22 protein-coding genes are annotated in these 24,167 nt (G+C 52.1%); 8 read left to right on the top strand and 14 right to left on the bottom strand.

Features of this window, described 5'->3' with window-relative positions; all coding sequences use genetic code 11:
* Positions 1-141 precede the first annotated feature (141 nt).
* Entirely contained in the window at positions 142-1,065 is a 924-nt protein-coding gene (locus I8J29_RS05600) for an AraC family transcriptional regulator (RefSeq protein ID WP_240545905.1), read from the top strand.
* A 156-nt stretch (positions 1,066-1,221) separates the two neighbouring features.
* Here the strand turns inward: I8J29_RS05600 and I8J29_RS05595 are convergent, their stop codons facing one another.
* Both I8J29_RS05595 and I8J29_RS05590 read right to left on the bottom strand, forming a co-directional pair.
* Positions 1,222-3,525 (bottom strand): glycoside hydrolase family 3 N-terminal domain-containing protein, encoded by a 2,304-nt coding sequence (locus I8J29_RS05595; RefSeq protein WP_208846666.1) that lies wholly within the window; start codon positions 3,523-3,525, stop codon positions 1,222-1,224.
* 290 nt (positions 3,526-3,815) lie between these two features.
* Positions 3,816-4,487: an NAD(P)H-dependent oxidoreductase gene (locus I8J29_RS05590; RefSeq protein ID WP_208846665.1), complete on the bottom strand. Its 672-nt coding sequence runs from the start codon at positions 4,485-4,487 to the stop codon at positions 3,816-3,818.
* A gap of 149 nt (positions 4,488-4,636) precedes the next feature.
* Between I8J29_RS05590 and I8J29_RS05585 the strand changes: the two genes are divergently transcribed.
* Positions 4,637-4,993, top strand: coding sequence for a winged helix-turn-helix transcriptional regulator (locus I8J29_RS05585; protein ID WP_276316248.1), 357 nt, complete (start codon positions 4,637-4,639; stop codon positions 4,991-4,993).
* Positions 4,994-5,896: 903 nt separating this feature from the next.
* Here the strand turns inward: I8J29_RS05585 and I8J29_RS05580 are convergent.
* From I8J29_RS05580 to I8J29_RS05560, 5 genes are all read right to left on the bottom strand, one after another.
* On the bottom strand, positions 5,897-7,729 hold the full coding sequence (locus tag I8J29_RS05580; protein WP_208846664.1) for an ABC transporter ATP-binding protein: 1,833 nt from the start codon (positions 7,727-7,729) through the stop codon (positions 5,897-5,899).
* The gene (locus I8J29_RS05575) at positions 7,710-9,449 is read right to left on the bottom strand and encodes an ABC transporter ATP-binding protein (protein ID WP_208846663.1); all 1,740 of its coding nucleotides are present in this window, start codon (positions 9,447-9,449) and stop codon (positions 7,710-7,712) included. The genes I8J29_RS05580 and I8J29_RS05575 overlap by 20 nt, the downstream gene beginning before the upstream one ends.
* A 249-nt stretch (positions 9,450-9,698) precedes the next feature.
* The gene (locus tag I8J29_RS05570) at positions 9,699-10,517 is read right to left on the bottom strand and encodes an arsenite methyltransferase (RefSeq protein WP_208846662.1); all 819 of its coding nucleotides are present in this window, start codon (positions 10,515-10,517) and stop codon (positions 9,699-9,701) included.
* Between the two features lie 64 nt (positions 10,518-10,581).
* Positions 10,582-10,932, bottom strand: coding sequence for an ArsR/SmtB family transcription factor (locus I8J29_RS05565; protein ID WP_208846661.1), 351 nt, complete (start codon positions 10,930-10,932; stop codon positions 10,582-10,584).
* A gap of 15 nt (positions 10,933-10,947) precedes the next feature.
* Positions 10,948-11,244, bottom strand: a complete 297-nt coding sequence (locus I8J29_RS05560) for a hypothetical protein (protein ID WP_208846660.1) — start codon at positions 11,242-11,244, stop codon at positions 10,948-10,950.
* Positions 11,245-11,321: 77 nt separating this feature from the next.
* Between I8J29_RS05560 and I8J29_RS05555 the strand changes: the two genes are divergently transcribed.
* Genes I8J29_RS05555 through arsC form a run of 3 tightly spaced genes read left to right on the top strand, consistent with a single transcriptional unit; the run spans position 11,322 to position 13,523 of the window.
* Positions 11,322-11,636, top strand: a complete 315-nt coding sequence (locus I8J29_RS05555; protein WP_208846659.1) for an ArsR/SmtB family transcription factor — start codon at positions 11,322-11,324, stop codon at positions 11,634-11,636.
* Between the two features lie 13 nt (positions 11,637-11,649).
* Positions 11,650-13,098, top strand: coding sequence for an arsenic transporter (locus I8J29_RS05550; protein ID WP_208846658.1), 1,449 nt, complete (start codon positions 11,650-11,652; stop codon positions 13,096-13,098).
* A 2-nt stretch (positions 13,099-13,100) separates the two neighbouring features.
* Positions 13,101-13,523, top strand: coding sequence for an arsenate reductase (thioredoxin) (arsC, locus tag I8J29_RS05545; protein WP_208846657.1), 423 nt, complete (start codon positions 13,101-13,103; stop codon positions 13,521-13,523).
* Positions 13,524-13,879: 356 nt separating this feature from the next.
* On the opposite strand, the gene I8J29_RS05540 is transcribed toward arsC, so the two are convergent.
* The 4 genes from I8J29_RS05540 to I8J29_RS05525 all read right to left on the bottom strand — a co-directional run bounded on the left by I8J29_RS05540 (position 13,880) and on the right by I8J29_RS05525 (position 18,163).
* Positions 13,880-14,299: a DoxX family protein gene (locus tag I8J29_RS05540; RefSeq protein ID WP_240545904.1), complete on the bottom strand. Its 420-nt coding sequence runs from the start codon at positions 14,297-14,299 to the stop codon at positions 13,880-13,882.
* Positions 14,300-14,438: 139 nt separating this feature from the next.
* Positions 14,439-15,524 carry a GerAB/ArcD/ProY family transporter gene (locus I8J29_RS05535; RefSeq protein ID WP_208846656.1) on the bottom strand — a complete coding sequence of 362 codons (1,086 nt, stop codon included), beginning with the start codon at positions 15,522-15,524 and terminating at the stop codon, positions 14,439-14,441.
* 39 nt (positions 15,525-15,563) lie between these two features.
* Positions 15,564-16,721 (bottom strand): Ger(x)C family spore germination protein, encoded by a 1,158-nt coding sequence (locus I8J29_RS05530; protein ID WP_208846655.1) that lies wholly within the window; start codon positions 16,719-16,721, stop codon positions 15,564-15,566.
* Complete coding sequence (locus tag I8J29_RS05525) at positions 16,718-18,163, bottom strand: spore germination protein (protein ID WP_208846654.1); 1,446 nt, start codon at positions 18,161-18,163, stop codon at positions 16,718-16,720. The genes I8J29_RS05530 and I8J29_RS05525 overlap by 4 nt, the downstream gene beginning before the upstream one ends.
* Positions 18,164-18,282: 119 nt before the next feature.
* On the opposite strand from I8J29_RS05525, the gene I8J29_RS05520 reads away from it, so the two are divergent.
* Positions 18,283-18,954 (top strand): beta-propeller fold lactonase family protein, encoded by a 672-nt coding sequence (locus I8J29_RS05520; protein ID WP_338113055.1) that lies wholly within the window; start codon positions 18,283-18,285, stop codon positions 18,952-18,954.
* 114 nt (positions 18,955-19,068) lie between these two features.
* Here I8J29_RS05520 and I8J29_RS05515 read toward each other — a convergent pair whose 3' ends face one another.
* The 3 genes from I8J29_RS05515 to I8J29_RS05505 all read right to left on the bottom strand — a co-directional run bounded on the left by I8J29_RS05515 (position 19,069) and on the right by I8J29_RS05505 (position 22,083).
* The gene (locus I8J29_RS05515) at positions 19,069-19,815 is read right to left on the bottom strand and encodes an SDR family NAD(P)-dependent oxidoreductase (protein ID WP_208846653.1); all 747 of its coding nucleotides are present in this window, start codon (positions 19,813-19,815) and stop codon (positions 19,069-19,071) included.
* A gap of 63 nt (positions 19,816-19,878) precedes the next feature.
* Entirely contained in the window at positions 19,879-20,631 is a 753-nt protein-coding gene (locus I8J29_RS05510; RefSeq protein ID WP_208846652.1) for an SDR family NAD(P)-dependent oxidoreductase, read from the bottom strand.
* A gap of 276 nt (positions 20,632-20,907) precedes the next feature.
* Positions 20,908-22,083 (bottom strand): MFS transporter, encoded by a 1,176-nt coding sequence (locus I8J29_RS05505; protein ID WP_208846651.1) that lies wholly within the window; start codon positions 22,081-22,083, stop codon positions 20,908-20,910.
* Positions 22,084-22,370: 287 nt separating this feature from the next.
* On the opposite strand from I8J29_RS05505, the gene I8J29_RS05500 reads away from it, so the two are divergent.
* Both I8J29_RS05500 and I8J29_RS05495 read left to right on the top strand, forming a co-directional pair.
* A complete protein-coding gene (locus I8J29_RS05500; protein ID WP_208846650.1) occupies positions 22,371-22,658 on the top strand; it encodes an ArsR/SmtB family transcription factor in 288 nt (95 codons plus the stop codon).
* A 327-nt stretch (positions 22,659-22,985) separates the two neighbouring features.
* Positions 22,986-24,104, top strand: coding sequence for a DUF2515 family protein (locus I8J29_RS05495; protein ID WP_420831098.1), 1,119 nt, complete (start codon positions 22,986-22,988; stop codon positions 24,102-24,104).
* Positions 24,105-24,167: the final 63 nt, after the last annotated feature.

Here is a 24,167-nt window from a genome sequence, read left to right as displayed (position 1 = left end):
GATATGACTAACATACCACCCCCTCAGCGGTATTGACGATGCGCTAATCGTGAACAACATTTACCCATTTCAAGCATTTCTCGCAAATGAAAGCGCTGTATAATCGGTATGGAAGAGTTTGGAGGACAAGGGGGACGTAGAATGATGTCTGTAATGACCGCCGAAATTGAAATAGGCAGGCTTCCCGACGTTCGAATGGCCTTTCATCTGATGGGGCTGCATATTCGCGAAGTGAGTTCCCGTTGGACCTATCCATCCCATGAACATCCGATGTACGAGCTTCATTGGATGATCGAAGGGGACATGAAAATGATCGTCCAAGGCCAGAACTACGTTCAAAAGAAAGGAGATCTGCTCTTTATACGTCCGGGAATCATCCATTCGTGCAAGTCGGCAGGCTCTCATGGCTTCACTTATTTTTGCGTGCATTTCAGCGTATCCGATCCCGTTTTCACCAAGGAGCTGGAGCGCCATCAAACCGCCTGCTACGAAGTATCTTCTCCCCTTGTCCAAGAATTGGCCCCCTTCCTAACGGACTTATGCAAGCTTGCGACTGAAAACAGGAGCCGACCGCTTTCCGCCGCCAAAACCATGAAGGTTTACGCGGCCGTGTTTGAGCTTCTAGGAACGCTGGTGGACCAGCTGTCCCAAACCGATCACGTCGTCCTTACGAAAAAGGAATTATTGGCCGGCCGCATCGCCGAGAATATCGAGGCTTCGATCCGCAGCAGCCTGCTTCATGGCCAACCGGAAGACAGCGGAAAAACATACGTTCAAGATATAGCCGAATCCTTGAAATTGAGTTCATCTCAAGTGAATCGGATCTTTCAACAGGTTTACGGGAAGGCTCCCCGCAAATATAGGTCGGAAATGTTGTTAAGCGAGGCCCAGCGCTTGCTGCTTCAAACGGACATGTCGATCGACCATATCGCAATGATGCTCGGGTATAAAACAAGCGCCCACTTCAGCCGCCAATTCAAGCGCTGGACCGCCATTACCCCAAGCGAGTGCAGAAGCGGCGCGAGCGTGATCGCCCCAACGGATCGTACAGGAGGAAGCGATTAATCCCCCTCTCTCATCGATTGGCTTCCTTCAGTGAGCGTTCATTTCTATCCCGGAATGATGAAGCTCAATAAGCGTACTTGAAGCGCCCGCGCCGGTCGTATGCCAAAAAAGCACCTTACCGTATTTCTCGGTAAGGTGCTTGTCCATGATACGTCGTTACATAATCGCAAGCTCCGCTTGGAGTGTTTGCCGCAAACCGCCGCCGACCATGACGGTCACCTTGCACGCCTTCACGCCGAAGTTCATGGCGTTGTCCCAATGGCCTAATTCCTCGGCACCAAGGCTGAACGCGATCTCTCTCGTCTCGCCCGGCTGCAACGCTACCTTAGCAAAGCCCTTGAGCTCCGCGATCCGTCTGGTAATGCCTGATTCACGGGCTTTCAAGTACAACTGCACCGTTTCCAAGCCTGCAATGTCGCCCGCATTTCGAACGATGACGCGCACCTTCACTTGCTCGCCGTTCGAGAGATCCGCAGCGGCGACCGAAGCGGCGGACAAGCTGAGCTCTTCATAGACGAATCGGGTGTAGCTGAGCCCGTGTCCGAACGAATATAACGCCGCGGACGGCATATCGACGTAATCGCGGACCCGCCCCGGGTCCTTCTGGTTATAATAGACCGGAAGCTGAGCGGACGAACGCGGCATGGAGACGGGAAGCTTGCCGCTTGGATTTACGATGCCGAACAAGATTTCGCCGATCGCCTGGCCGCCTTCCTTGCCCGGATACCAAGCGCATAGGATCGCGTCCGCCAGCCTGTCCACCTCTTCGATGGCATGAGGGCGGCCTTGGATCAGCACGACGACGATCGGCACGCCGGTTGCCGCAACGGCTTCCGCCAGCCGCCGCTGCGCTTCACCCAGCCGCAGATCCGCAAGATCGACGCCTTCCCCGCAATCCATCTCGTATGCTGTCTCCTGTCCGATGACCGCTTCGCCGTTGCCGTCGAACAGACCGCCGAACTGTCTTGCGCTGCTGCCGCCCAGCACTAACACGGCAACATCCGAAGCCTTGGCTGCGGCAACGGCTTCTTCCAATTCTTCTGCGGACGACGAGCGGATGCCGCAGCCGCGCGCATAGACGATGGAAGCATCGGCAGGAGCAGCCATGCGGATGCCTTGAAGGACGGTCGAGCCCGTCTTAGGACGCTGCACGCTCGTATAGTCGCCAAGCTGATTGTACATCTGATCCGCATTGGGTCCGATGACCGCGATGCGCTTGCCGCTCCCGTTCAGCGGCAGCCGGTCGCGGTCGTTCTTGAGAAGCACGGCCGATTCGCGCGCGATGTTCAGATTAAGGGCTGTCAGCTCAGGGCTGCCGATGCCGGAAGCCGCTTTCGATTCGTCCGTGTAAGGCTGGTCAAACAAGCCCAATTCGAACTTTAGGCGAAGCACGCGCCGTACGGCCCGATCGACTTCGGATTCGTCGACGAGTCCGGACGACACCGCCGCTTCGAGCGTCGTAAACGACTTGTCCCATAAGCTTAAGTCGACGCCCGAGGATAAAGCGAGCGCAGCGGCGCCTTCATGGCTGCCCGTTAACGCCAGCAGCCGGTCAATCGCTTGGCCGTCGGCCATAACGATGCCATCGAAGCCCCATTCCTCCCGCAAAATATCCGTCAACAACTTGCGATTCGCATGACAAGGCATGCCGTCGATCTCGTTATAAGCCGCCATGAATCCTGCCGCTCCCGCCTTAGCTCCCGCGAACGCCGCGGGTAAATGGATCTCCCGCAGCTCGCGTTCCCCGATGTTGGCGGGACCGGCGTTCTTGCCGCCCATGCCTGCGCCTTGGGCGCAAAGATGCTTCAGCACGACGGCGACGCTTCCGTCGCTCGCAAGGCCGCCCTCTCCCTGCATGCCTCTTACCGCCGCTCTCGTGAACGCAGCAGCCAAATACGGATCCTCGCCAAAGCATTCCTCCGTGCGTCCCCATCTTGGATCTTGTGCGATATCGAGCACGGAGACCAAGCCGAGATGGGCGCCTCTGCCGCGAATTTCGGCTGCGGTCAAGCCGTATGCCCGCTCCATCAGCTCCGGATTCCAGGTCGAACCCGCGTTCAGATTGACCGGCAGCATGGTTCCGTCCAGCGCCTGATGGCCGTGCGGGCTTTCTTCGCTCAGCAGCACGGGAATGCCCAAACGGGTATGCTCCTTGACGTACCGCTGGATCTCGTTGGCGACGGCCGCGCTGTGTTCCGCGGCAATGCCGTTCGCGTAATCGACGCCCGACCACGGATCGCTTCGGAACAATCCAAAGAGAGCGCCCATGCCATCGAACCGCTCAACCTCTTGCTTGAATGCGTCCGTTATCGTATACGCGCCGTCTTCCTTCTTCTCATATGCGTCCCAGCCGTACATCCGTTGATTCAGTTGACCAACCTTTTCCTTAAGCGTCATTCTCGACAACAAATCGTCGATGCGCTCGCTAACCGGTCTGTCTTGCCGTTTGTACGTTTCCATTGCCGCCTCACCTCGATTGATTTCGTGTTGCCTGCCGTGCTTGGTTTGAATAGGTAACTGTGAAGACGCTGACGCCGCAAGACTAGCAAATCTTCCTAAACGTACCATGCTTCGCGCTGGAAATAAAGCCGTTCCTTGAAAGCGGCGAACTGATCTAGCTGAACTCCCCTCTCCGTTTTTACCTGACAACCGAAATGAAGTTCGAGTCTATTCTCTTCTATCCGACTAAAGAGCGTTTGCCGATCGCATGCAAAAGCAGCCTCATCCCTGGAGGATGGGCTGCTTTTTTATCATCGCCATGCTACAAGCTTTTCCATATCACTTCTCATTTTGGCACGATGCGGCTCTTCTTTCCGGTAGCCTAACGCCAACATAACGGCGCTTTGAAAGTTTCCGTTCTCCAACAAGCCTTCATCTGCCAGTATGCGGTCGACTTCCGCATAATCGAATCCCTCCATCGGGCATGAATCAATGCCGATTAACGCTGCGGCTGTCATCATATTGCCCAATGCGATGTAGGCTTGCTTCGCGGACCACTCGTACCGCAGCCGCTCATCGTCCAGCATGCCGCGCGCTTGTTGAGCATCCTTCAAAGCACCGGATATATAGTGTACAACCTCCTCCGGCATTTGCTGTACTTGTCTCATATGATCCAGCACATAAGGGGAATTATACTGAACATTCGTTCTGGCCAAAATAATAACAAAATGGCTGGCAGTGTCCAGTTGTCTCTCTGCTCCAGGCGCAAACGGCTTGAGCTTGTCTCTGAGTCGGCGATGCTGCACCACGACGAATTTCCACGGCTCAAGGCCGACGGAGCTTGGCGATAATCTGCCGGCTTCCAAAATATACGAAGCATCCAAGTCGCTTATTAACCGTTCCGAGTCAAACGCTTTTGTCGCATGTCTGTTCTGCAAGGCTGCCAACACCTGTTCTTTGCTGATTTCTCTCTTACTAGCCATATCCGCACTCTCCCTTGTTTGTTGTTCAAAAAGAATATCATAGGATAGTTTTCTATCGTATAATCGTATTATAAGAACGTTGTTCCTGCGTTTCTACGCTATAACTAGAGCGTAAGTATGTCATTGGATACTAAGCGAAAGAGGTGGCGATGATGCCATATACTAATGAAATGCTGGAGGAATGCGGTTTCACCAGTGCTCAAAAAATTTTATCGGGCAAATGGTCGATGCTGATTATTTTGTTTTTGAGTGAAAAAACCATGCGCTTTAATGAAATTCAACGCTTATTTCCAGACATTACGCATGCGACATTGACTAAGCAGTTGCGAATACTGGAGGAATACGGCATTATAGAGCGAACCGTCTATTCCCAAATACCGCCGAAGGTGGAATATGCTTTGAGCGATATCGGCATGCAGCTCAAACCCATTCTTGACGCCGTCATGTTATGGGGAGAGGAATACAAAAAGCACCAACCAAGATCGGCGTCAGCCTCTACAAGGTGAACAAATAAACATCAACTAACCCGCCGCCTCGCGTGCTATTGCCGGGCGGCGGAGATCGTCACGCGCTATCAACAAAAACCCATTCGTATTTTACGAATGGGTTCTTGTAGCTGCATGCCTTCACCGCTAGGTTAATCTCGACGCATGCTAATCCGCATAACGGTTTGTTTTCATTTGTCGGGCTAACCGTTACGTGCATGCATTGTAACTAAGACACGCGTATACATACGAATGGATTGGAGAATTACTATAACAGGTACACGACACTTTCAACAATTCGGGGTAGGATCAAATGCCGTTTATCGCTTTGGACGTATTTTTCATACTTGCGGCATGGCGCTGGGGAGATTGGCGGCATTGGCAAACCTATCATTCAACCCTCTTGTTTTTCTTATTGGGGAACGTTTTTTATCTGCGTCTAACATGCAATTATCCGTTATGGCAGCATCAGCCGTGGCATCCGATTCCTAGTTATATCGGTGTCGAACTATGCTGTTTGATCTGCTTTGCAACTACGTCGCTGATCTACCTGGGGTCCTTCCCGAAGGGAGTCATGAAATCCATACGCTGGATGGCATTGTGGGTCGTCATTTATTCCGCGATCGAAGTCCTCTATATTTTTTTAGACGCGATCCGATATTTTAACGGGTGGACGAAGTCCTCTATATTTTTTTAGACGCGATCCGATATTTTAACGGGTGGAATCTGTTTTATTCGGTTGTATTCAATATGATCATGTTCCCGTTGCTTCGGTTGCATTTCTCCCGACCCTTGCAGGCGTATCTGATTTCCATCCTGTTTGCCGTTGCAATCGTGGTCTTTTTCAAGGTGCCGATCAATTAACGGGCACTCCCGAGCGTCATATAGCCAATAACCTTCATCCCTTACTGCCGCCTGCACCGGTTATCGCTCCAGCTGGCCATGATACAGTTCGCTATACAGCCCCTGCTTGTCCAACAGCTCTTCATGCGGCCCCTGTTCTACTAAACGTCCATCCTTAAGCACCAGAATGCGGTCGGCCTCGCGGATCGTGTTCAGCCTGTGGGCAATGACGAAGCTCGTTCGTCCCTCCATTAACCGCTTCAAGCCCTCTTGGATCTTGATTTCGGACACGGTATCGATGCTGCTCGTCGCCTCGTCCAGCACGAGAATGGCCGGATCGGCCAGAATGGCGCGCGCGATGGCAAGCAGCTGCCGCTGTCCCTGACTGATGCCGCTGCCATCGGCAGCCAGTACCCGGTCATATCCGCCGGACAGCCGCATAATGAATGAATGGGCATTGGCGAGCCTGGCGGCCTCTTCCACCTGGCTGTCGGTGGCTTCAAGCTTGCCGTACCGTATATTGTCGCGGATCGTTCCTTCAAACAAAAAGGAATCCTGCAGCACGAATGCCATATGGGAGCGGAGGCTTTCCCGCCGGATCGTCCGGAGATCCCGTCCGTCCAGCGTGATCGTCCCCGCATGCGCATCATAGAAACGGGAGAGCAGCTGAATAAGCGACGTCTTCCCGGCTCCAGTAGGACCGATGATCGCGATCGTTTCACCGGGCTTCGCCTCAAAGCTGATCTCCTTAAGCGTGCTTCCTCCCGCCTCGTAAGCGAAGGATACCTTATGGAAGACGATTCCGCCCGCCACGGTATCAAGCGCGACCGCCGCACTCTCGTCCGCCTCTTCTTCCGGTTCATCCACGATTTCGAATACCCGTTCTGCCCCTGCGATGGCGGACAAGAGGGTATTCCACTGGTTGGCCAGATCGTTAAGCGGTCTGGTAAACTGCCGGGCGTACTCGACGAAAACGACGATGACGCCAACGGTTATCGCCCCTCGGATGGCCAATAGTCCGCCGACGCAGGCAATAATCGCAAAGCTCAGATTGTTGAGACCGTTCATTAATTTGGGAATGAAGCCCGATATGGTCTGCGCCCAGAAGCCTGAATGCTTGATGCGCGCATTGTGTTCATGGAACACTTGAATGACCCGCTCTTCCTGGGAGAACGCTTTGATAATCCGCTGACCGGACAGCGTCTCTTCCACGAACCCGTTCAATTCGCCCAAATTGCGCTGACGCTCCTTGAATAGCGCGCCCGTCCGCCGCGTAATCCACCGCATGCCGAGCGCCATCAACGGAACTACCAAGAAGGTCAGCAGCGTAAGCAGCGGACTGAGCAGCAGCATGACGACGACCGTGCCCGCCAGCATGAGCACGCTGGATAACAGCTGGATCGCCGAGCTGTTGAGCGTAGAGCTCACGCTGTCGATATCGTTGGTCATGCGGCTCATGAGATCGCCCTGCCGGTTCTTCCCGAAGAACGGGATCGGCAGGCGATGCAGCTGCGCGAAGAGATCGGTGCGCATCCTCAGAACGGTTTCCTGGGCGATCTGAATCATCCAGATATTTTGCAGCCAACCCACAAGGGACTGAAGCACATAGACGCTAGTCAATCCGAGCAGAAACAGCAGCCATGGCCGGCCGCCCGGTCCCTCCAGATAATCGTCGATCGCCATGCCGATCAGATACGGACCGAGCAGCGTGAGCCCGCAGCTTCCGATAACCAGCAGCATGACGAGCAACAGCCTGCCTCTCCGGCGGGACAGATACTGCCAGATCCGCTTGAGCGTTCCCTGCCAATCCTTGGCCTGGGACTTGGCCCGCTTGCCCGTTGGAGAAGCAACCGGAGCGGCATCTTTCACGGACGGCCCGGGATACCGGAAGGGCTCACTTATAGCTTTCCACATACGCTGCCCGCTCCTTCCCGATTTGGGATTCGTAAATTCGCCGGTACAAGCCATCGCCGGCCATCAGCTGCCCGTGGGTTCCTTGCGCGATGAGACTGCCCTCGTCCAGCAGCAGAATCAAATCCGCCCCGATCGTGGAGCTGATCTTCTGCGTAATCAGAAGCGTCGTGCAGGACATGCCCTTGAGCGCCTGCAGCAATGCCGCTTCCGTTCGGGTATCAAGCGCGCTGGTGCTGTCATCCAGCAGCAGAATAGCCGGCTTGCGGATCAAGGCGCGGGCGATGGACAGCCGTTGCTTCTGCCCTCCGGAGAGATTGATGCCCCGCTGTCCGAGAAGGGTATCGTACCGATCCGGCAGCTTCTCGATCGTCTCGTGAATTTGCGCCAGCCTAGCCGCTTCCATCACCTGCTCCATACTGGCATCCTCCAAGCCCCAAGCGATATTATCGCGTATCGTGCCCGAGAACAGCAGCACCTCCTGGGAGACATAGCCGATAGAGCGGTGCAAATCGTCCAGATCCAGCTCGCGGGCATCCCGACCGTCGATGCGCACAACCCCGGCGGTTTCCTCGTACAGCCGCAGCACAAGCTGCATCAGCGAGGATTTGCCCGAGCCTGTAGCCCCCAAGATCGCCACGGTTTCACCCGGACGGACCTTGAAGCTAATATCCGTCAGCACGCGCGCCTCCGAGTGCGGGTATTGGAAGGAAACCTGATCGAATTCAATCCCCCCTTCACACGTTCCTTCGGGATTTCGGCCTGACCTCACCGGCGCCTCGCTGTCCGTGTGAAGCGCTTCATCGACCCGCTGGGCAGACGCGCGGGCTCTGGAGAAGGCCGCCACAATCATGGAGAAGGCCGACAGGGCGCCCGCCGTGCGAAGCGAATAATTCACGACCGCCACCACTTCGCCCGCCGTCGCGGTCCCCATGCTGATTTGCCGCTGCCCAAACCACAGCACGGCAATAATGCCCGCGTTCATGATCAGCAGGATAAAAGGCATCGTAATCTCCGTCAGACGCAAGGCGGAGACCGTGCTCTTCATTAATTCCCGGCTCAGCCGCGCAAACCGGCTCGCTTCTTCCGCACGCCGGACGAACACGCGGATCAGCCGCATGCCGGACAGATTTTCCTGCATCACGCGGTTCAGCGTATCCAGTCTCATTTGGACGGTTTTGAATAATACGGAAGCCCGCTTCATAATCCAGATGACGAATACGAGCAGTGCGGGAACGGTCAGGGTAAGCAGGAATCCCAGCTGCACATGCACGACTAGCGCCATAATGATGCTCCCGATGACAACAAGCGGCATGCGCAGCATAAACCGCAGTCCCATGAATACCGTATCCTGAAGCTGCGTCACATCATTCGTTAGCCGGGTGATGAGGGATGAGGTAGCAAAGCGATTAAAAACCGGATAGGCGAATTCCTGCACCTTGGTGTAAAGAGCTTCCCGAACATCGAACGCAAACCCCTGACTGGCATGCGAGGCAAAAAACGAGCTCAGAATACCGGCGAGGAATGCGGCAGCCGAGCCGCCTACCAAGATTCCGCCCCACAGCAGCACCACCGACGTATCCTTTTGCGAAATACCTTCATCAATAATGACCGAAATGAGATAAGGCTGAATCAGCTCCACTGCCAGCTCAACCAGCACCATGACGACAGCCATTCCGGCCGCAACCCTGTATTTCCCCAAAAAACGCAACATGTTGGTCATGCTTGGTTCCTCCGCCAAGTTAGGATCTTACCTATGCAGCCTGTCGTTTTTTCAGCTTGTCAATCTACCATTGCCCCGTCGTTCGCTTCTCCCGTACAGCCAGTCCCTGTTTCGTTTCTTTCGTTCATTATATACAAGTTAGAGGCCTTATGGCGATCGGTAAATCGATAAACTTGCGCCGCTTTAACGCAAAAAAGCCGTTTCCAACTTGGAAAACGGCTGTTCAATCGCGCATTTTGTTGCATGGTTTCATGATTGCGGTTTAATTCCTTCCTTCGTTGCCTGAATGACAGCTGATTGAATATAATCTGCGATATTCGCGCCCGGAACCCAATCTTTAATGAATGACCGGGAATCGTCTTTAGGTTCGACAACGATGTCGATAAAGCCGCTCGCGCGCAGCATGGCTTGAACCTCTTCCACGGTTGAAGCCCCGGAAATACAGCTCGCTAAGGCGTCCAAATTCCCCTTTACCTCTGCCGGCAGCTCCGTGGTCGTCACGATGTCCGATATGGCGAGTCTCCCGCCTTTCTTCAATACGCGGTGGGCTTCATTGAACACCTGCTGCTTATCGGGAGACAAATTAATGACGCAATTCGAGATGATGACATCGATGGACGAATCCGCAATCGGCAAATGTTCAATTTCGCCAAGGCGGAACTCGACATTCGCATACCCGTTCGTCACGGCGTTCCCGCGTGCGCGGCTCACCATCTCGGGCGTCATATCGACCCCGTACACTCGGCCGGTCTCCCCCGTTTGTAGCGAGGCAAGAAAACAATCGAACCCTGCGCCGCTCCCCAGATCGAGGACCGTTTCCCCGGGCGCAATGGAAGCAATGGCTTGCGGGTTCCCGCATCCCAGCCCGAGATTTGCGCCTTGAGGCGCCGCCGCGAGCTCTTCGCTTGAATAGCCGAGTTTAGCCGCAACGTCATCGACGCTGCCGCAGCAGCCCGAGCCCGCCGAAGAAGGCGAGCAGCAGTTTGAATTATTGCTGTCTTGGGTGGCGATTTCCTTATATCGATTGCGCACATGTTGACGTACCTGGTCGTTTTGAACCTGACTCATTTTCATCTCTCCTTAAATCAAGTTATTTTGATATAGAGGACAATATAAAACCCACGGCGCGGGCTTATGAACAGCAGTCGTTTGGACGCTCCTCCGCTTTACGGAATACACAGCACAGTTCGGGCGACAGCAGGCGGTTCACCTCGGCCTGGTTCAGCTCGTAGTAGCTCCAGGTGCCTTTCGTCTCGCGTGTGATGAGTCCGGCGTCGAGCAGAATCTTCAAATGATACGATAGTTTGGATTGGGACATAGCCACGATCTCCGCTAGATCGCACACGCACACACTGCCCTTCTGGGTCAGTTCGTACATGATTTGCAGCCTCTTTTGATCGGATAACGCCTTGAATTTGGCTTCGTAGGCTGCAAAATCAACTGCTTCGCCGGGAGCGAAGTTGACCGGAATTTCTTTTATCATCGAAATCGCCTCCCGTTAGCAGCACACCGGACAGCAAGCTAGTGTCGTCTGCTTGAAGATGCGTTCCCTACGGGCCGCTTCCGCATTCGTGCTCGATTTTTCCCGCTTCCATGCCTGTCTTGCACGTTGCTCCAATTCATTCTGTTGCAGCTTCATCAGCTTTTCGATCGCGTAATGATTCAACATCCGGTCACCGCCCCATTCATCAAAATTTCTTGATGGAGCTAGCGTAGCATGGAGAAAATGGAAAATCAAGAGAATATCAAAAATATTTGATTTAACTGCAACATCACTACTCACTAATATAATCATTTACTTATATCATAGGGCAAGTATAATACAAAGTAGCTGGATTAATCGCTAACGTGAGGAAAGGTGGTCCGACTTATTTGCAAACCATTGAGGAAATGTCCGATTCCCTTAAGCTTCTCTCTGATAGAACCAGACTAACCATCATGGCTTTGCTCCGCCATAGGGAAATGTGCGTCTGCGACATCGTTGATTTATTGGAGACGACGCAGCCGAATGCCAGCCAGCACTTGAAAAAGCTAAAGACCGGTGGCCTTATCCATGAAGAACGGCGGAGTCAGTGGGTTTATTACTCCTTGAATCTGGACGATAAGCCTTATTTGAAGCAGGTGATCGATCAACTTCCATCGATGCAAGAAAAGATCGATGCTTTTAAATCACAAGGTTGTACTTGATGCAGGAGGCATTATGCTAGCACTTGCATCGATTATCTTTCTGGTCACGTTAGTATTCGTGATCTGGCAGCCGAAAGGCCTTGCTATCGGTTGGTCCGCATGCGGTGGCGCGGTCGTTGCCCTGCTTTGTGGTGTCGTTGATTTTCATGACGTATGGGATGTAACTCAAATCGTATGGAACGCCACCTTTACATTCGTAGCCATTATTTTAATCTCACTCATTCTTGATGAGATTGGTTTTTTTGAATGGGCAGCGCTCCACATGGCCCGTTTCGCCAAAGGAAATGGCAAACTCATGTTTGTGTACGTTATCTTGCTTGGAGCAGCGGTCGCCGCGTTCTTCGCCAATGACGGGGCGGCCCTTATTTTGACGCCGATCGTATTGGCGATGGTAAGGGCACTTAAGTTTGATGATCGTATGATTCTCCCCTTCATTATGGCAAGCGGATTTATTTCCGATACGGCATCCCTTCCACTCGTCGTCAGCAACCTTGTGAATATTGTTTCTTCGGATTTTTTCGGTATAGGGTTTGCTGAATATGCCAGTAGGATGATCGTACCCACGCTCTTTTCCGTTGCGGCCAGTTTGCTCGTGCTTTTCCTTTTCTTTAGGCGAAGCATTCCTGAGCAATACGAACTTGGCCAATTGAAAAGGCCGGTCGATGCTATTAAGGACATGAGGTTGTTTAAGATCTCGTGGGTCATCCTGGCAGTTTTGCTTATTGCCTATCTGACGAGTGAATTGATCGAGGTTCCGGTATCTATCATTGCAGGCGCAGCGGCTATCGTCTTCTTAATTCTGGCTCGTCAAAGCCGAGAAATTCACGCCTGGAAGCTCGTCAAAGGCGCACCTTGGGCCGTTGTCGTCTTCTCCATCGGCATGTATGTGGTCGTATACGGCCTACGTAACGTTGGCTTGACGGATGAGCTCGGCGATGTATTCAAATGGACGGGGGAACAAGGCTTATTCGTTGCAGCCGTAGGTTCCGGTTTAATTGCCGCCATCCTTTCTTCGATTATGAACAATATGCCAACCGTGATGATTGACGCGCTGGCCATCCAAGGTACAAATCCGACAGGTATAATTCGTGAAGCGTTCCTATACGCCAATGTGATTGGTTCGGATTTAGGCCCAAAAATCACGCCGATCGGATCGCTTGCCACCCTGCTCTGGCTGCATGTGCTATCGAGCAAAGGCGTGAAGATCACTTGGGGACATTATTTTAGAACAGGCATCATCCTTACCGTTCCGACTCTCTTTATCACCTTAACGGGATTGTATTTGTGGCTTCACATGATCCATTCAACCAGCATTAATAGTTGGTTTCTGATCGGCATTATCGTTGTAATTACGGTTCTCATCGCAGTACTGATGAAAGCTCTCTTCCGTTCAAGGAAGAACAAAGAAGACCTAAATAAAGTGTTAAAAATCAATCGAATTCAGGATAAAGGAGATCATTAATCATGAACAAACCGCTCGTCTATTTCCTTTGCACCGGCAACTCTTGCCGCAGCCAAATCGCCGATGGTTTTCTTACCGCCCTTGGAGGCGACAAATACGAAGTGAAAAGCGCGGGGCTTGAAGCGCATGGGCTGAACCCTCGTGCCGTTCAAGTCATGAAGGAAGCCGGCGTCGATATCAGCGGCAATAGCTCTAACGTCATCGATTCGGAGACGCTCAACCGCGCGACCTACGTGATTACGCTTTGCGGACACGCCGATGAGCATTGCCCTGTAATTACGAACAAAACCGTGATCAAATGGCATTGGGGCTTTGAGGATCCTGCGAAAGCGCAAGGAACCGAAGAAGAGATTATGGCACAATTCCGGAACGTTCGAGATGCCATCCAAGCACGAATCCAACACTTCTTGAGCGACGGTGAATGAGCAGGAGCGTCGATCAACCGCAAGAAGACCAAACGCGACTCGGCGCTGCAACGCAAAAAAAGCGATGGAACAGATCCATCGCTTTTGCGCCCGTACCTTCTACTTCAGGGCTTACTCCTCTTTCTTAGGCTCCTCGACTAGCTCATCTTGGTCGCTACCCCAAATGAAGTCGATTCCCGACTCATTCATCGCCTGAGCGTTCTTATGCTTCGCTTGGCTAACCTCTTGTTTGGGATCCGTTATTTCATTATTGTTCATCTGAACATCCCTTTCGCCAAATGATGGAACCGCCAACCTTATCCTATCCAATATCGGCAAATTTATGTAAGAGCTCAGGCCGGGCGCAAGCGTCGTTCTTACGAGAGGAGTCTGCGCAGCCTCTCGTCCCGCAGCCAGAACGCCCACCAGAACAAAACCGCGACGTAAACCGGAAAGAGAATGTTCGTAAACAGCGGAGCATCCACTCTAATTTGAGCGGCCACCGCACCGCCCAGATACGCGGTCAACACGAGTCCGCCAATGAACGACGTGCGGGGAATCGCGCATAATAGAGCCGATACCAACCCCAAAATGCCCATTGCCGCCATATGGCGTTCCGTAAATCCGAGCGCGAGCGTGCCTTCTACCGCGGACGTAAGCCCGGCGATCTTCCCGATTCCATCGAATAGCATGAACAGAATGACAATCCAGCTCATGATCCTTGCCGTCCATAACCGGCCGCCGGCTGCAGCCGTCCCGAAGTTCATCTGCTTTTCCCGTTCGATATTCATCATCATTGTTCCTCCTTATGAATGACGGGCGCCTGCTTCGCCGAATCGGTTCACCCGTATGAAGTGCCTTACGCTTAGACAACGAATAAGGAAGACCGCGATCGACACGTCCGAACAACGAATATGAAAAATATCGGAGCGGCGTTTACGCGTTTACGGATTTTTTTCTCGCGGCCGACAGGATCCAAAGCAGAAGAGGAACCCCGATTCCGCAAATGGGAATAATCGCGTCCTGCCATAATTTCTGAAACATCATGATCCACGTTTGATTCGGAACCATAATCGCCGAGACGAAAATGAGCGGCGCTCCGAACAAAATCATTTTTCGCCAATCCTTGACATTGAACCAGTTCGACATTTCGTAGCTGGTCAGGAACAAATAGAGCGACAGCTTCGCAAACACGCCGAAAATCCAAATGTAGATGACGAAGATATCGACGTTCTGGATAAAGTCTAAAATATTGATGGACCGTACGATCATAAAATACGGAAACCTGAACTCGGCGGACAAATTGGGGCCGAAAACGAGCAATACCATAGCGGTTGCCGCGAACACGCCGAAAATGGTCATAAATAGGCCGATCATCGATCTCGACATCGCTTTTTCCGGCTTCTTCATGAACGCAATGACCGAAAGCAGCATGAAGGTTTCCCCGAAGAAGGAACCGGGAGCGACCGAAGCCTTCGCGACTTGCTTCCAGCCGACGTCGTTGAATACCGGCGTCAGCTGGCTCCAATCCACATTGGCCGCATTCATCAAGAAGGTGAAGATCATGGTGATGACGGTGAGGGGGCCGGCGATCTCGCAAAACCGGCCGATGGATGTAATGCCGCCGGCAAACGTAATATAGGCCATCAACATCACCATGATCAGTTCGATCAGCCATACGGGCGTCTGGTCGAGCAGGATCAGATGGATAAAATCGGTGAAGGAGCGGAGCACGTCGATCGACAGCATATACCATGCCGCAAAGTACGGCAGCACGATCGCTCTGCCGAACCATTTCCCGAGCAGCTTCTGGCTGTACTTGACGAGCGTCTGGCCGGGATGGAGCATGCTGACGCGAACGGCCAGGAAGGTCAAGACGATGCCGATCAGGCCGGCAAGCAGCATCGACATCCAGGCGTCCTGCTTGGCAGCCTCGATCGCGGGCGATATGCGGAGCCAGACCTCCATGACCAATTCGGCGGTCGCGATGATCCACACGACCTGAATTCCTGTCAGCTTCACGAGTCGTTCTCCCTCCTGTCCGGCCGGCAGCACAGGCTTTTAGCCGGCTTTAAAATGATTCTTCAAGGAAGAGCTGGTCTGGCCCGGGTCCTTGCATTGAATGTCCACCTTCACGGTGATATGAACCCGGGGAAAGGTTTCCTTCCACTTGGGCATTACCGTTTTCCACCGAACGGGTTGCTGCCGATGGAAGTTTTCCCCGAACGCGAATATATCCGCTTTGTACTGCTTCTGCACCTTGTTGACCATCTCGGCGATCGCCGTCTGAGTCGACTCGCTCAGCGTCTTCTGAATCGTCATGAGATCCGTCCGCTTCGTCGGATCCAGGTCGGAGTTGTTTTCGACGATGATGCCTTTCCCGGTTAAATGGACGTCGACGTCTATATGCGAACCGGAAGGTTTCACGCGAACCTGATGTTTCATCGTGCGCATCTTCACGCTGACGTTGCCGTCTCCGTTCTTGACGGGGGCGGTGACGGCGAATCGTTTCAGATTGCCGAGTATCCAGTTCGCATACTGCGCTTCTCTGGCGTCCAGGAACCCGATCAGCTTCAGGTCGTCATCCTTGTTTAGGATAGCGCCTCCCGCATACACGTACTTATGCAGTTTATTCTTGCTGATCAGCGGCACCAGCGGCTGCGTCGTCTGGCTCATCGATACCGTCAGGAAATCCCGGAAATAGTAAGGCTTCAAGCCCATCGACCTGATCTCCCGCGCCAGCGTCGGCGTTATGATGGGGTCGAAGATCGGCGTAATGGTAAAAATGTCCTTCGCCTCGGAATTTCTCACCACGAATATCGTGGAGCGCAGCTCCGATTGCGGGTTGCGGATGAAAATATCCATAAAACCGCCGATACCGTGGACGGCCATCCGGTGACCGATAATGATGGTCTGACGGTGGCCAAAGAAGAGCGTCCGCGAAATTTGCTTCTGGAGATTTTCCACCGCGTCGTACACGTTCTTGCCGTTTGCCTTCATCATGCGAAAGCTGTCTTGCTTCTGGGTGCCGCCGTCTTCCGAGCCGCCGATGCCCGAAGGAATGACGATCTGGGAGCTGAGCATGACTTCCCCTTCCTTCGTATAATCAAGCCCGGCCCCGAGGACGAATGCCTGCTCGTCGGGTTCCTCGAGATTCCAGCAGGCGGTAAGCGGCACGACCAGCAGCAGCAGCAGCATGAGCTTGCCCGCCCTCCTCATGTCGGTTCAGCCTCCGGATCGGACTTTTTGACAAGCTTGCGCGGCCGCCGCACCAGAATATCCTTAAGCCTGCGGGAGGCGAGCGGCGCGACCGGACTGAAAAACGGGGTGCCGAAGGAGCTCAAATGGATCATATGGATCAGGATCGCGATGATCCCGGCGGCCATCCCGAACAGGCCGAATAGGCCGGACAAAATGAGCAGCGGAAACCGGAGCATCCGCAGCGGATAGCCGGCGCGGTAGCGCGGAATGACGAAGGAGGCGATGCCGGCGGCCGCTACGACGATGACGATCGGCGCCGAGATGATGCCGGCCCGGACGGCCGCCTCGCCGATGACGAGCGCCCCGGCGACGGTGACGAGCGGGCCGATCTGCATCGGCAGGCGGATGCCCGCTTCCCGCAGCCCCTCGAACATGAGCTCCATCAGCAGCACTTCAATGACGGTCGGGAACGGCGATTTCTCGCGCAGCATCGCAATCGTCGTCATCAGCTTGAGCGGCACCATTTCCTGATGGTAGTTGGTCAGCGCAATATACAAGGACGGGAAGAGCACCGAGAAGAGAATGAACGCAAAGCGGATCCAGCGGCTGAAATCAACGAACAAGAACCGCTCGTAATAATCATCGGGCGCCTGCAGACCGCCCCAGAACGTGACCGGGGCGATAAGGACGAACGGCGTTCCGTTGGTGATAATGGCGACTTTCCCCTCCAGTAATTCAGCCGCTGCGACGTCGGGACGTTCCGTGTTGCCCAACTGCTGAAAGGGGGTGAAATGAAAGTCCTCGATCGATTCCTCGATGTAGCCCGACTCGAGAACGCCCTCCATCTCGATTTTGCCGATCCGCTCGCGCAAGGTCTTCAGTACTTCCATGGCAACCTTGCCTTCAATATAGCTGATGACGATTTCCGTCTGCGTCAGGCTGCCGATCGTATACGATTCCATCTTCAGCTTCGGCGTCCCGAGTATGCGGCGAATCATGGCGGTATTGGTCCGAAGGTTTTCGGTAAAGCTTTCCTTGGAGCCCCGGAGCGTCGTTTCTTCGGTAGGCTCCTCGATGCTGCGGGTTTCGAAACGCTGGATATCCGCGATAAGCGCGTTCGGTTCCCCGTCGATCAGCAGGCAGAGGTTCCCCTTTATGATCAACTCGGCAATAGCCGTCGTATCGGACAGCTTCTTCGTCTCCAGGATGGATAAGAGCTCCTGATCGAACATCTGGGCCATGCTGTCCATCGCCCCCAAGCCTTTCGGCAGCCCGTTATAAAGAAGCGGCTTAAGAACGTGCGACAAGATGATATCCGTATCGACCATGCCGTCCGTGTAAATGATGAGCAGCCTGGGCTGGTCGTTGATCGTAATCTCACGAAATTTGACATCCGAACAATGCAGAAAAATGTCCCTGAACGCTTGTTCATTCGCTTTGAGGTCTGCACCAATTTTCATGATTGTTCTCAACTTTCATGAGGGAGTGGGTAAATCGATACGCAAGTTAGTTATAGATTACCTCAATACAGGAACTTTATGCTTTATTTGGAAGACTGCGCGAATTAAGCCCCTTACAGGTGCCGGAATCCCTGAATGCAAAAACAGCAGAAGGAGAAATCAACTTCTTTTCATTTTCTTCCGGGCAGATGAATACGATGAATCGATTATCTAGAACCCCATTGGAAGGAGGAGAGCTATCCTATGCCGGGGATGGTCTCAGCGTATTTAATGTGAATCGTGATGGTTCGCTCATAGGCCCGGTAATCAACGAATCTAGCGGAACGCTGCCATTCGGTTCGCTCTTCCTGTCATCTGGCGTCTTGTTGGTTACAGAAGCAGGCTCCAGTGCGCTCTCCTCGTATTCCTTGAACCGCGATGGAAACCTTAGCGTCATCAGCGGATCCGTACCAAATGGCCAAAAAACTTCATGCTGGGTCGCTGCAACGCGGAATGAACAATTCGCCTACACCTCAAATACCTTAAGCGGAACCATAGCGATTTACCGTATCGACTATAGTGGCGCCGCATATTTTATTCGTAACGTTCCCAGCACTCCTCCAGGTATCCCAACAGGGCTTCCGATCGATATTCGAACAAGTAAAGATGGACGTTATTTCTATGCGCTCAATGGGAATCAGGGCACAATCTCCGTATTTCAAATCGATGAAGACGGTAGTCTCAGACATCTGCAGGTTGCTGCTTGGACCAAACTTCCTTATTTTGGATCGCAAGGTTTAGCCGTTCTTTAAAACGAAGACGTTAAAAAAGGTCGCTTCCCTAAAGGAAAGCGACCTTTTCATTCCATGATTCAGCGGATCATTCCGGGTATTCCTAGTTACCTCGATCGAAAAATACGACGAGAATTAATGCACGCCGCCCGAAGCGCTGATCCGTTCGCCCGTCAGCCACGCTGCTTCATCCGAAGCGAGGAAGACCACGGTCGGCGTAATATCCTCCGGACGTCCGAAACGACCGCCCAGCGGGGTAGACGCGGCAAGCGCCCTTCCTGCTTCGCTTGCGACGAATCCGGCGTTGCCCTCCGTATCCGTGAAGCCCGGAGCAACCGTATTGACGCGGATATTACGCGGTCCGAGCTCCTTCGCAAGCGCCGCCGTCATCGTATCTACCGCGCCTTTGCTCGAAGCATACAGCATCGAGGTCGGTACCGGGTTCTTGCTTGCGATCGTACCGATATTGATAATGCTGCCGCCTTCCGCCGGGAAATGTTTCAGTGCTTGCTGCGTCGTCAGAATCGGTCCAAGCACGTTAATGTTGTAATGGCGATGGAACAGCTCTTCCGTTACGTCCTCGATCGGTTGGAACTCGAAGATGCCCGCATTGTTGACCAGGATGCTTGGCGTCCCGAGCGCCTTTTTGGTCTCCTCGAAGAGCCGTTCGACATCCTCGGCCTTGGCCATATCCCCTTGAACCGCGATGGCCCGGCCGCCTCGCGCGGTAATTTCCTCTACCACGCGGTCAGCACCCTGCCTGCTGGACGCGTAGTTAACGACGACGGCCGCGCCAGCCGCTGCCAAGCCAGTTGCGATGCCGGCACCGATCCCCTTCGATGCGCCGGTTACGATTGCTACTTTTCCCGTTAAATTTGCCATTGTTGATATTCTCCTCTCGATTGTTGGTTCCAAATGAGTTCGTTTCATCGAATTAACAAATAATTAGCGTATCCCGCCGGAAGCGTTGATTCGTTCACCCGTCAGCCACGCAGCATCGTCTGAAGCCAGGAAGACTACCGCAGGTGCAATGTCTTCGGGCTGCCCCAAGCGACTGCCAATGGGGGTACTTGCCGCAAGCGCCTCTGCATGATCGCTGCCAACCAGACCAATCCGATGCGTTCCTTCTGTTTCAGTATGACCTGGTGCCACCATATTTACCCTGATATTCCGAGGCGCGAGTTCCTTCGCGAGCGCTAACGTCAGCGAATCGATGGCAGCCTTCGTCGATGCGTAGAGCACCGAACCCGGAACCGGGTTCTTGCTTGCGATGGAGCTAATGTTAATGATGCTTCCGCCTTCGCGGGAAAAAAAGTTTAGCGACTCCTGAATCACAAGGATGGTCCCAAGCACGTTCGTGTTGAATTGACGATGGAACTCCGCTTCCGTCACTTCTTCCACCGGTTCAAATTGGAACACGCCGGCATTGTTTACAAGGACATCAACCGAGCCCGAGATTTCTTTTACCTTCATAAACAAGGCTTTTACATCTTGAGCCACTGCAACGTTTCCTTGAAGCGCGATCGCCTTGCCCCCATCCTGTTGAATGTCTGAAACGACTTCATCTGCTGCCTCTTTACTTGATGAATAGTTGACGATAACGAAAGCGCCTTCTTTGGCCAAGCTTTTCGCAATACCGGCGCCGATTCCTTTGGAGGCACCCGTAACCAATGCCGTTTTGCCCGTCAGCCTTTTCATGCTCCTCGACCTCATTTCGTATGATGCTTTTACAAGCATCGAATTGAAGGATAAAAAAATTTCATTGCCCTGATAAACCTTCAAGCATCCGTGCCGCTGTTGTAAATATCGATTTGACACTTTTACAATCATCGAAATGAAGTTCAAAAAAAATGTTTGCCTCGCTAACGATATTGATACACATTTTGCTTCGCCATTTTTACTCCCTTCGTGATTTCATTTTCGTGGAACGGAAATAAACACTACATGAATTCTTGATGATTGTCAACCACAAATTTAATTCATATTTATTAGTGCTTTGTTAGGGTGGTAAACGGACATTCTTATCACAATAAATACAAAACCAAGTAAAATCAACAGTAATCCTGCCCATATGACTTCATGTGTTCCGAGTCCAGTAATAAACAATCCGCCTATAGTGGTGCCGATTGTAATGCCCAAATTGGAAAAAGACACAAATAAGCCATTAGCCATATCCGGCGCTTCCGGAGCGACAGAGGTAATCCAATATTGCGCGAAATTCAATGCAAAAGTAAATAATACTCCCCACAACGCAATAAAAATTGCCATCAGGACTGTGCTGTGACCAAAAACGAATACAAGAAAATAAATTAATGCGGCTAACAAAGGGTATCCTATAGCTGCTTGACGGGGCTTTTGGCTTAGCCATTTACCAGCAAGCATATTGCCTGCAATTCCAGTCAATCCAAACAAAATCAGCATCAAGCTAATTTGATTGGGTGACATGCGCGTTACGGTTTTCAAGTATTCCGCGAAGTAGCTGTAGACCGCATACATGCCCGAAACAATAAAAATGACCGCGCCGAGGCTGATCCAGACGATGGGCTTTTTCATGACCACAATTTGCGTTCCATAAGATTGCCTGCCTGTTACGGGCATTGACGGGATAAAGAAAACCATCGTTAAGAACGTGATTGCATTAACAATGGCAAAGAAAGCCATTGCATACTCAAGCGATGAAATGTCGGCAATAAAAGACGTTATCGGTATGCCGATGACCATCCCTGCAGTTAGTCCCATGAATACTTTAGCGATGGCTCTCGGTGCCTGTGTTTGACTGACCGAAGCGGCCGCGGTCGTAAATGCAGCCGAGAAGTATACAGGGTGCAGGAACGCCGGTACGACGCGAGCCACTAGAGCAACCGTAAAATTCGGGGCAAATATGGATACGACGTTGGCAATAACGAAAACGGCAACTACAAACAACATGGAACGCTTCCGGTTTACCCCGGAGAACAGTAACGGCAGAAACAATCCTGAGATCGCTACAGCCAGCGCAAAAAGACTTACGAGCAACCCGGCTTGAGATGCGCTAATCCTATAATGCTCCGCAATTTGAGGCAAAATGCCGATAACGCCCATCTCAGTATTGATGATGCCGAAGATTCCGAATGCTAAGATATAAATCATAAACGTTTGCGATGTTTTCATTTGAGTGCTCTCCTACATGTATATTTTGAACAAATGAAAGAATTAATGGTTTTTAATGAATAAATATTAATACTCATGCTGTTTCTCCTCCTCCTCATCGTTTCGACACTTATAAAAGCGTCGCAATCAATCATGCAACGTAAAGAGACGTTTGTCAATAAGATATTTAGATAATCGTAAAAGCATAATCGAGAACAGTTGTACAAGGGATCGCATTCCAATCGATTGACTCCATAGTTAGATGGATATATAATTTTATAAAGATCATTTACATGGAGGCGGGTTATATGACTGAACTTTCCGATCAACAATTTGCAAGGATTTCTCGAGCGCTTGCTGAACCGAGACGTTATCAAATGCTAAAAGAAATCAGTTCTTGTACGGAACCGATGCCTTGCAGCGTCTTGCAAGAAAAACATAACGTCAGTCCCGCCACGATTTCGCATCATCTCAAAGAGCTCGAAATTGCAGGCCTTATTCATAACATCCGTGAAGGAAAGTATATGAGTCTTGTTTTTCAACCGGATATTCTGCGAGCCTATACAGAAAAACTTTCGGAGATATCCGATATCTAATTGTTGTTATAGAATGTAAGAAAGACGCCCTGATAAGGCGTCTTTTTTATTGCGATTGAGTTTGACACTTGTCGTTGCAGGATCTGCAGGGGCAAATTTGTTATTGCTCTTAACGATTACCCCCCTCACCTTCCCGTTCAATAATTTCATCCGCACAGGCGTCAAGGGCAGGCTTGCTCCTAAATGCCGAGTTCGCCAGCAGTTCGGCTGCTCCGCCATTTCCCATGCTGAACAGCTGAATTCATCATCAATCTCTAACGTCCATAATACATTGATCCTAGAAGCATCGCTAGAAATACGCGTTCAATTAGTGGGAGGGAAGCGCCTATCTTTTTTACTAGAAACCGTCAAAAACCGCCGCTTGAAGCGATCCGCGAGGAATTAAAGAAACGATTAAAACACGCCCCGGACGTCTCGAATGCGTTAACGCCTTCGGAGAAAAATCTCTTGGACCACATAAACGGGATGACCCGGGACCTTAACCTGAATAATGTAACGAGAACAAAAGCCTATCTTGCCTATTATCTCCGTCACCCCGAAATCCATTGGGCGTTCTTAGGTCATATGGTATCGCGAAACGGCGGCTGGAACATGACCGATCTAAAGGGAGAGTTTCTAACGAACCTGCTCTCGGAAAAGGAGCGCGACGTCTATTTCCGTTTTTTGGAACGCGGCAATTGGCTGATTTTCCAAGACGTCTACCCGCAGCTTCTGCTCTATGAAGAGAGCGTAACGACAAATAAACCGCTGTTTTATTTACTCCCCCGTCTGAAGGTTTCGATTTTCATGGAAGCGGTTTGGCACTCTTTTTGGAGAGCGCGGGATCCGCATATTCTCTGTATCGGATTAGTCATTAACGAACAAAGTTACTTGGAAGAACGGGTCATTCAGAACCCTTATTATCAAAAAGAAGTCATAGCGAAATTTCACCTTCAGGATTGGCTGTCCATCAATCAAATTCTTCTTCCTGCCGAAGGCAATCAATTACAGGGGCAGACGCTATCTCGATTCCAGTCGCTCCATGAGCGAATCTTATTGGGAAAAAGGCTCTATGCCGTTTTGTTTAAGAATCCGGAATTTAACAGGCAGGCCTTGGAATGGGCAAAACGCAATCCGCATACGGGATCGAGGAAGGATTACTGGCCGCATCTATTCAACAGCGTCAATGAAGGCGTGCCGGGAATTCCCTATCCCTTAAGGCTAAAAGCATGCCGAATTCAAAACGATGCACAACGATTTTATAGTCCTAAATTGGAGGATGCTTGGAAGAACGCAGCTCAGCCGGAAGCCGAACCGGGGGATTGGTTTCATGATCCGCGCGCGGCGGATTATTTGGAAGACGACCTGGAGCCGATAGACGGGGCGATCAAGGAGGCATACTGCAAAACGCTGGAGCGACTCGAAATCGCCGCGCTTGCCAAGAAAGCCATTCACTTCATCGAGTAGAATTGCTCCGAACGATAAATAGGAATCAGACAGCCGTTCAACGAGCGAACGGCTGCCTGACGG

It is taken from the genome of Paenibacillus artemisiicola (assembly GCF_017652985.1).
Lineage (GTDB): Bacteria > Bacillota > Bacilli > Paenibacillales > Paenibacillaceae > Paenibacillus_Z > Paenibacillus_Z artemisiicola.
This window is presented reverse-complemented; position numbering and strand designations above follow the sequence as displayed.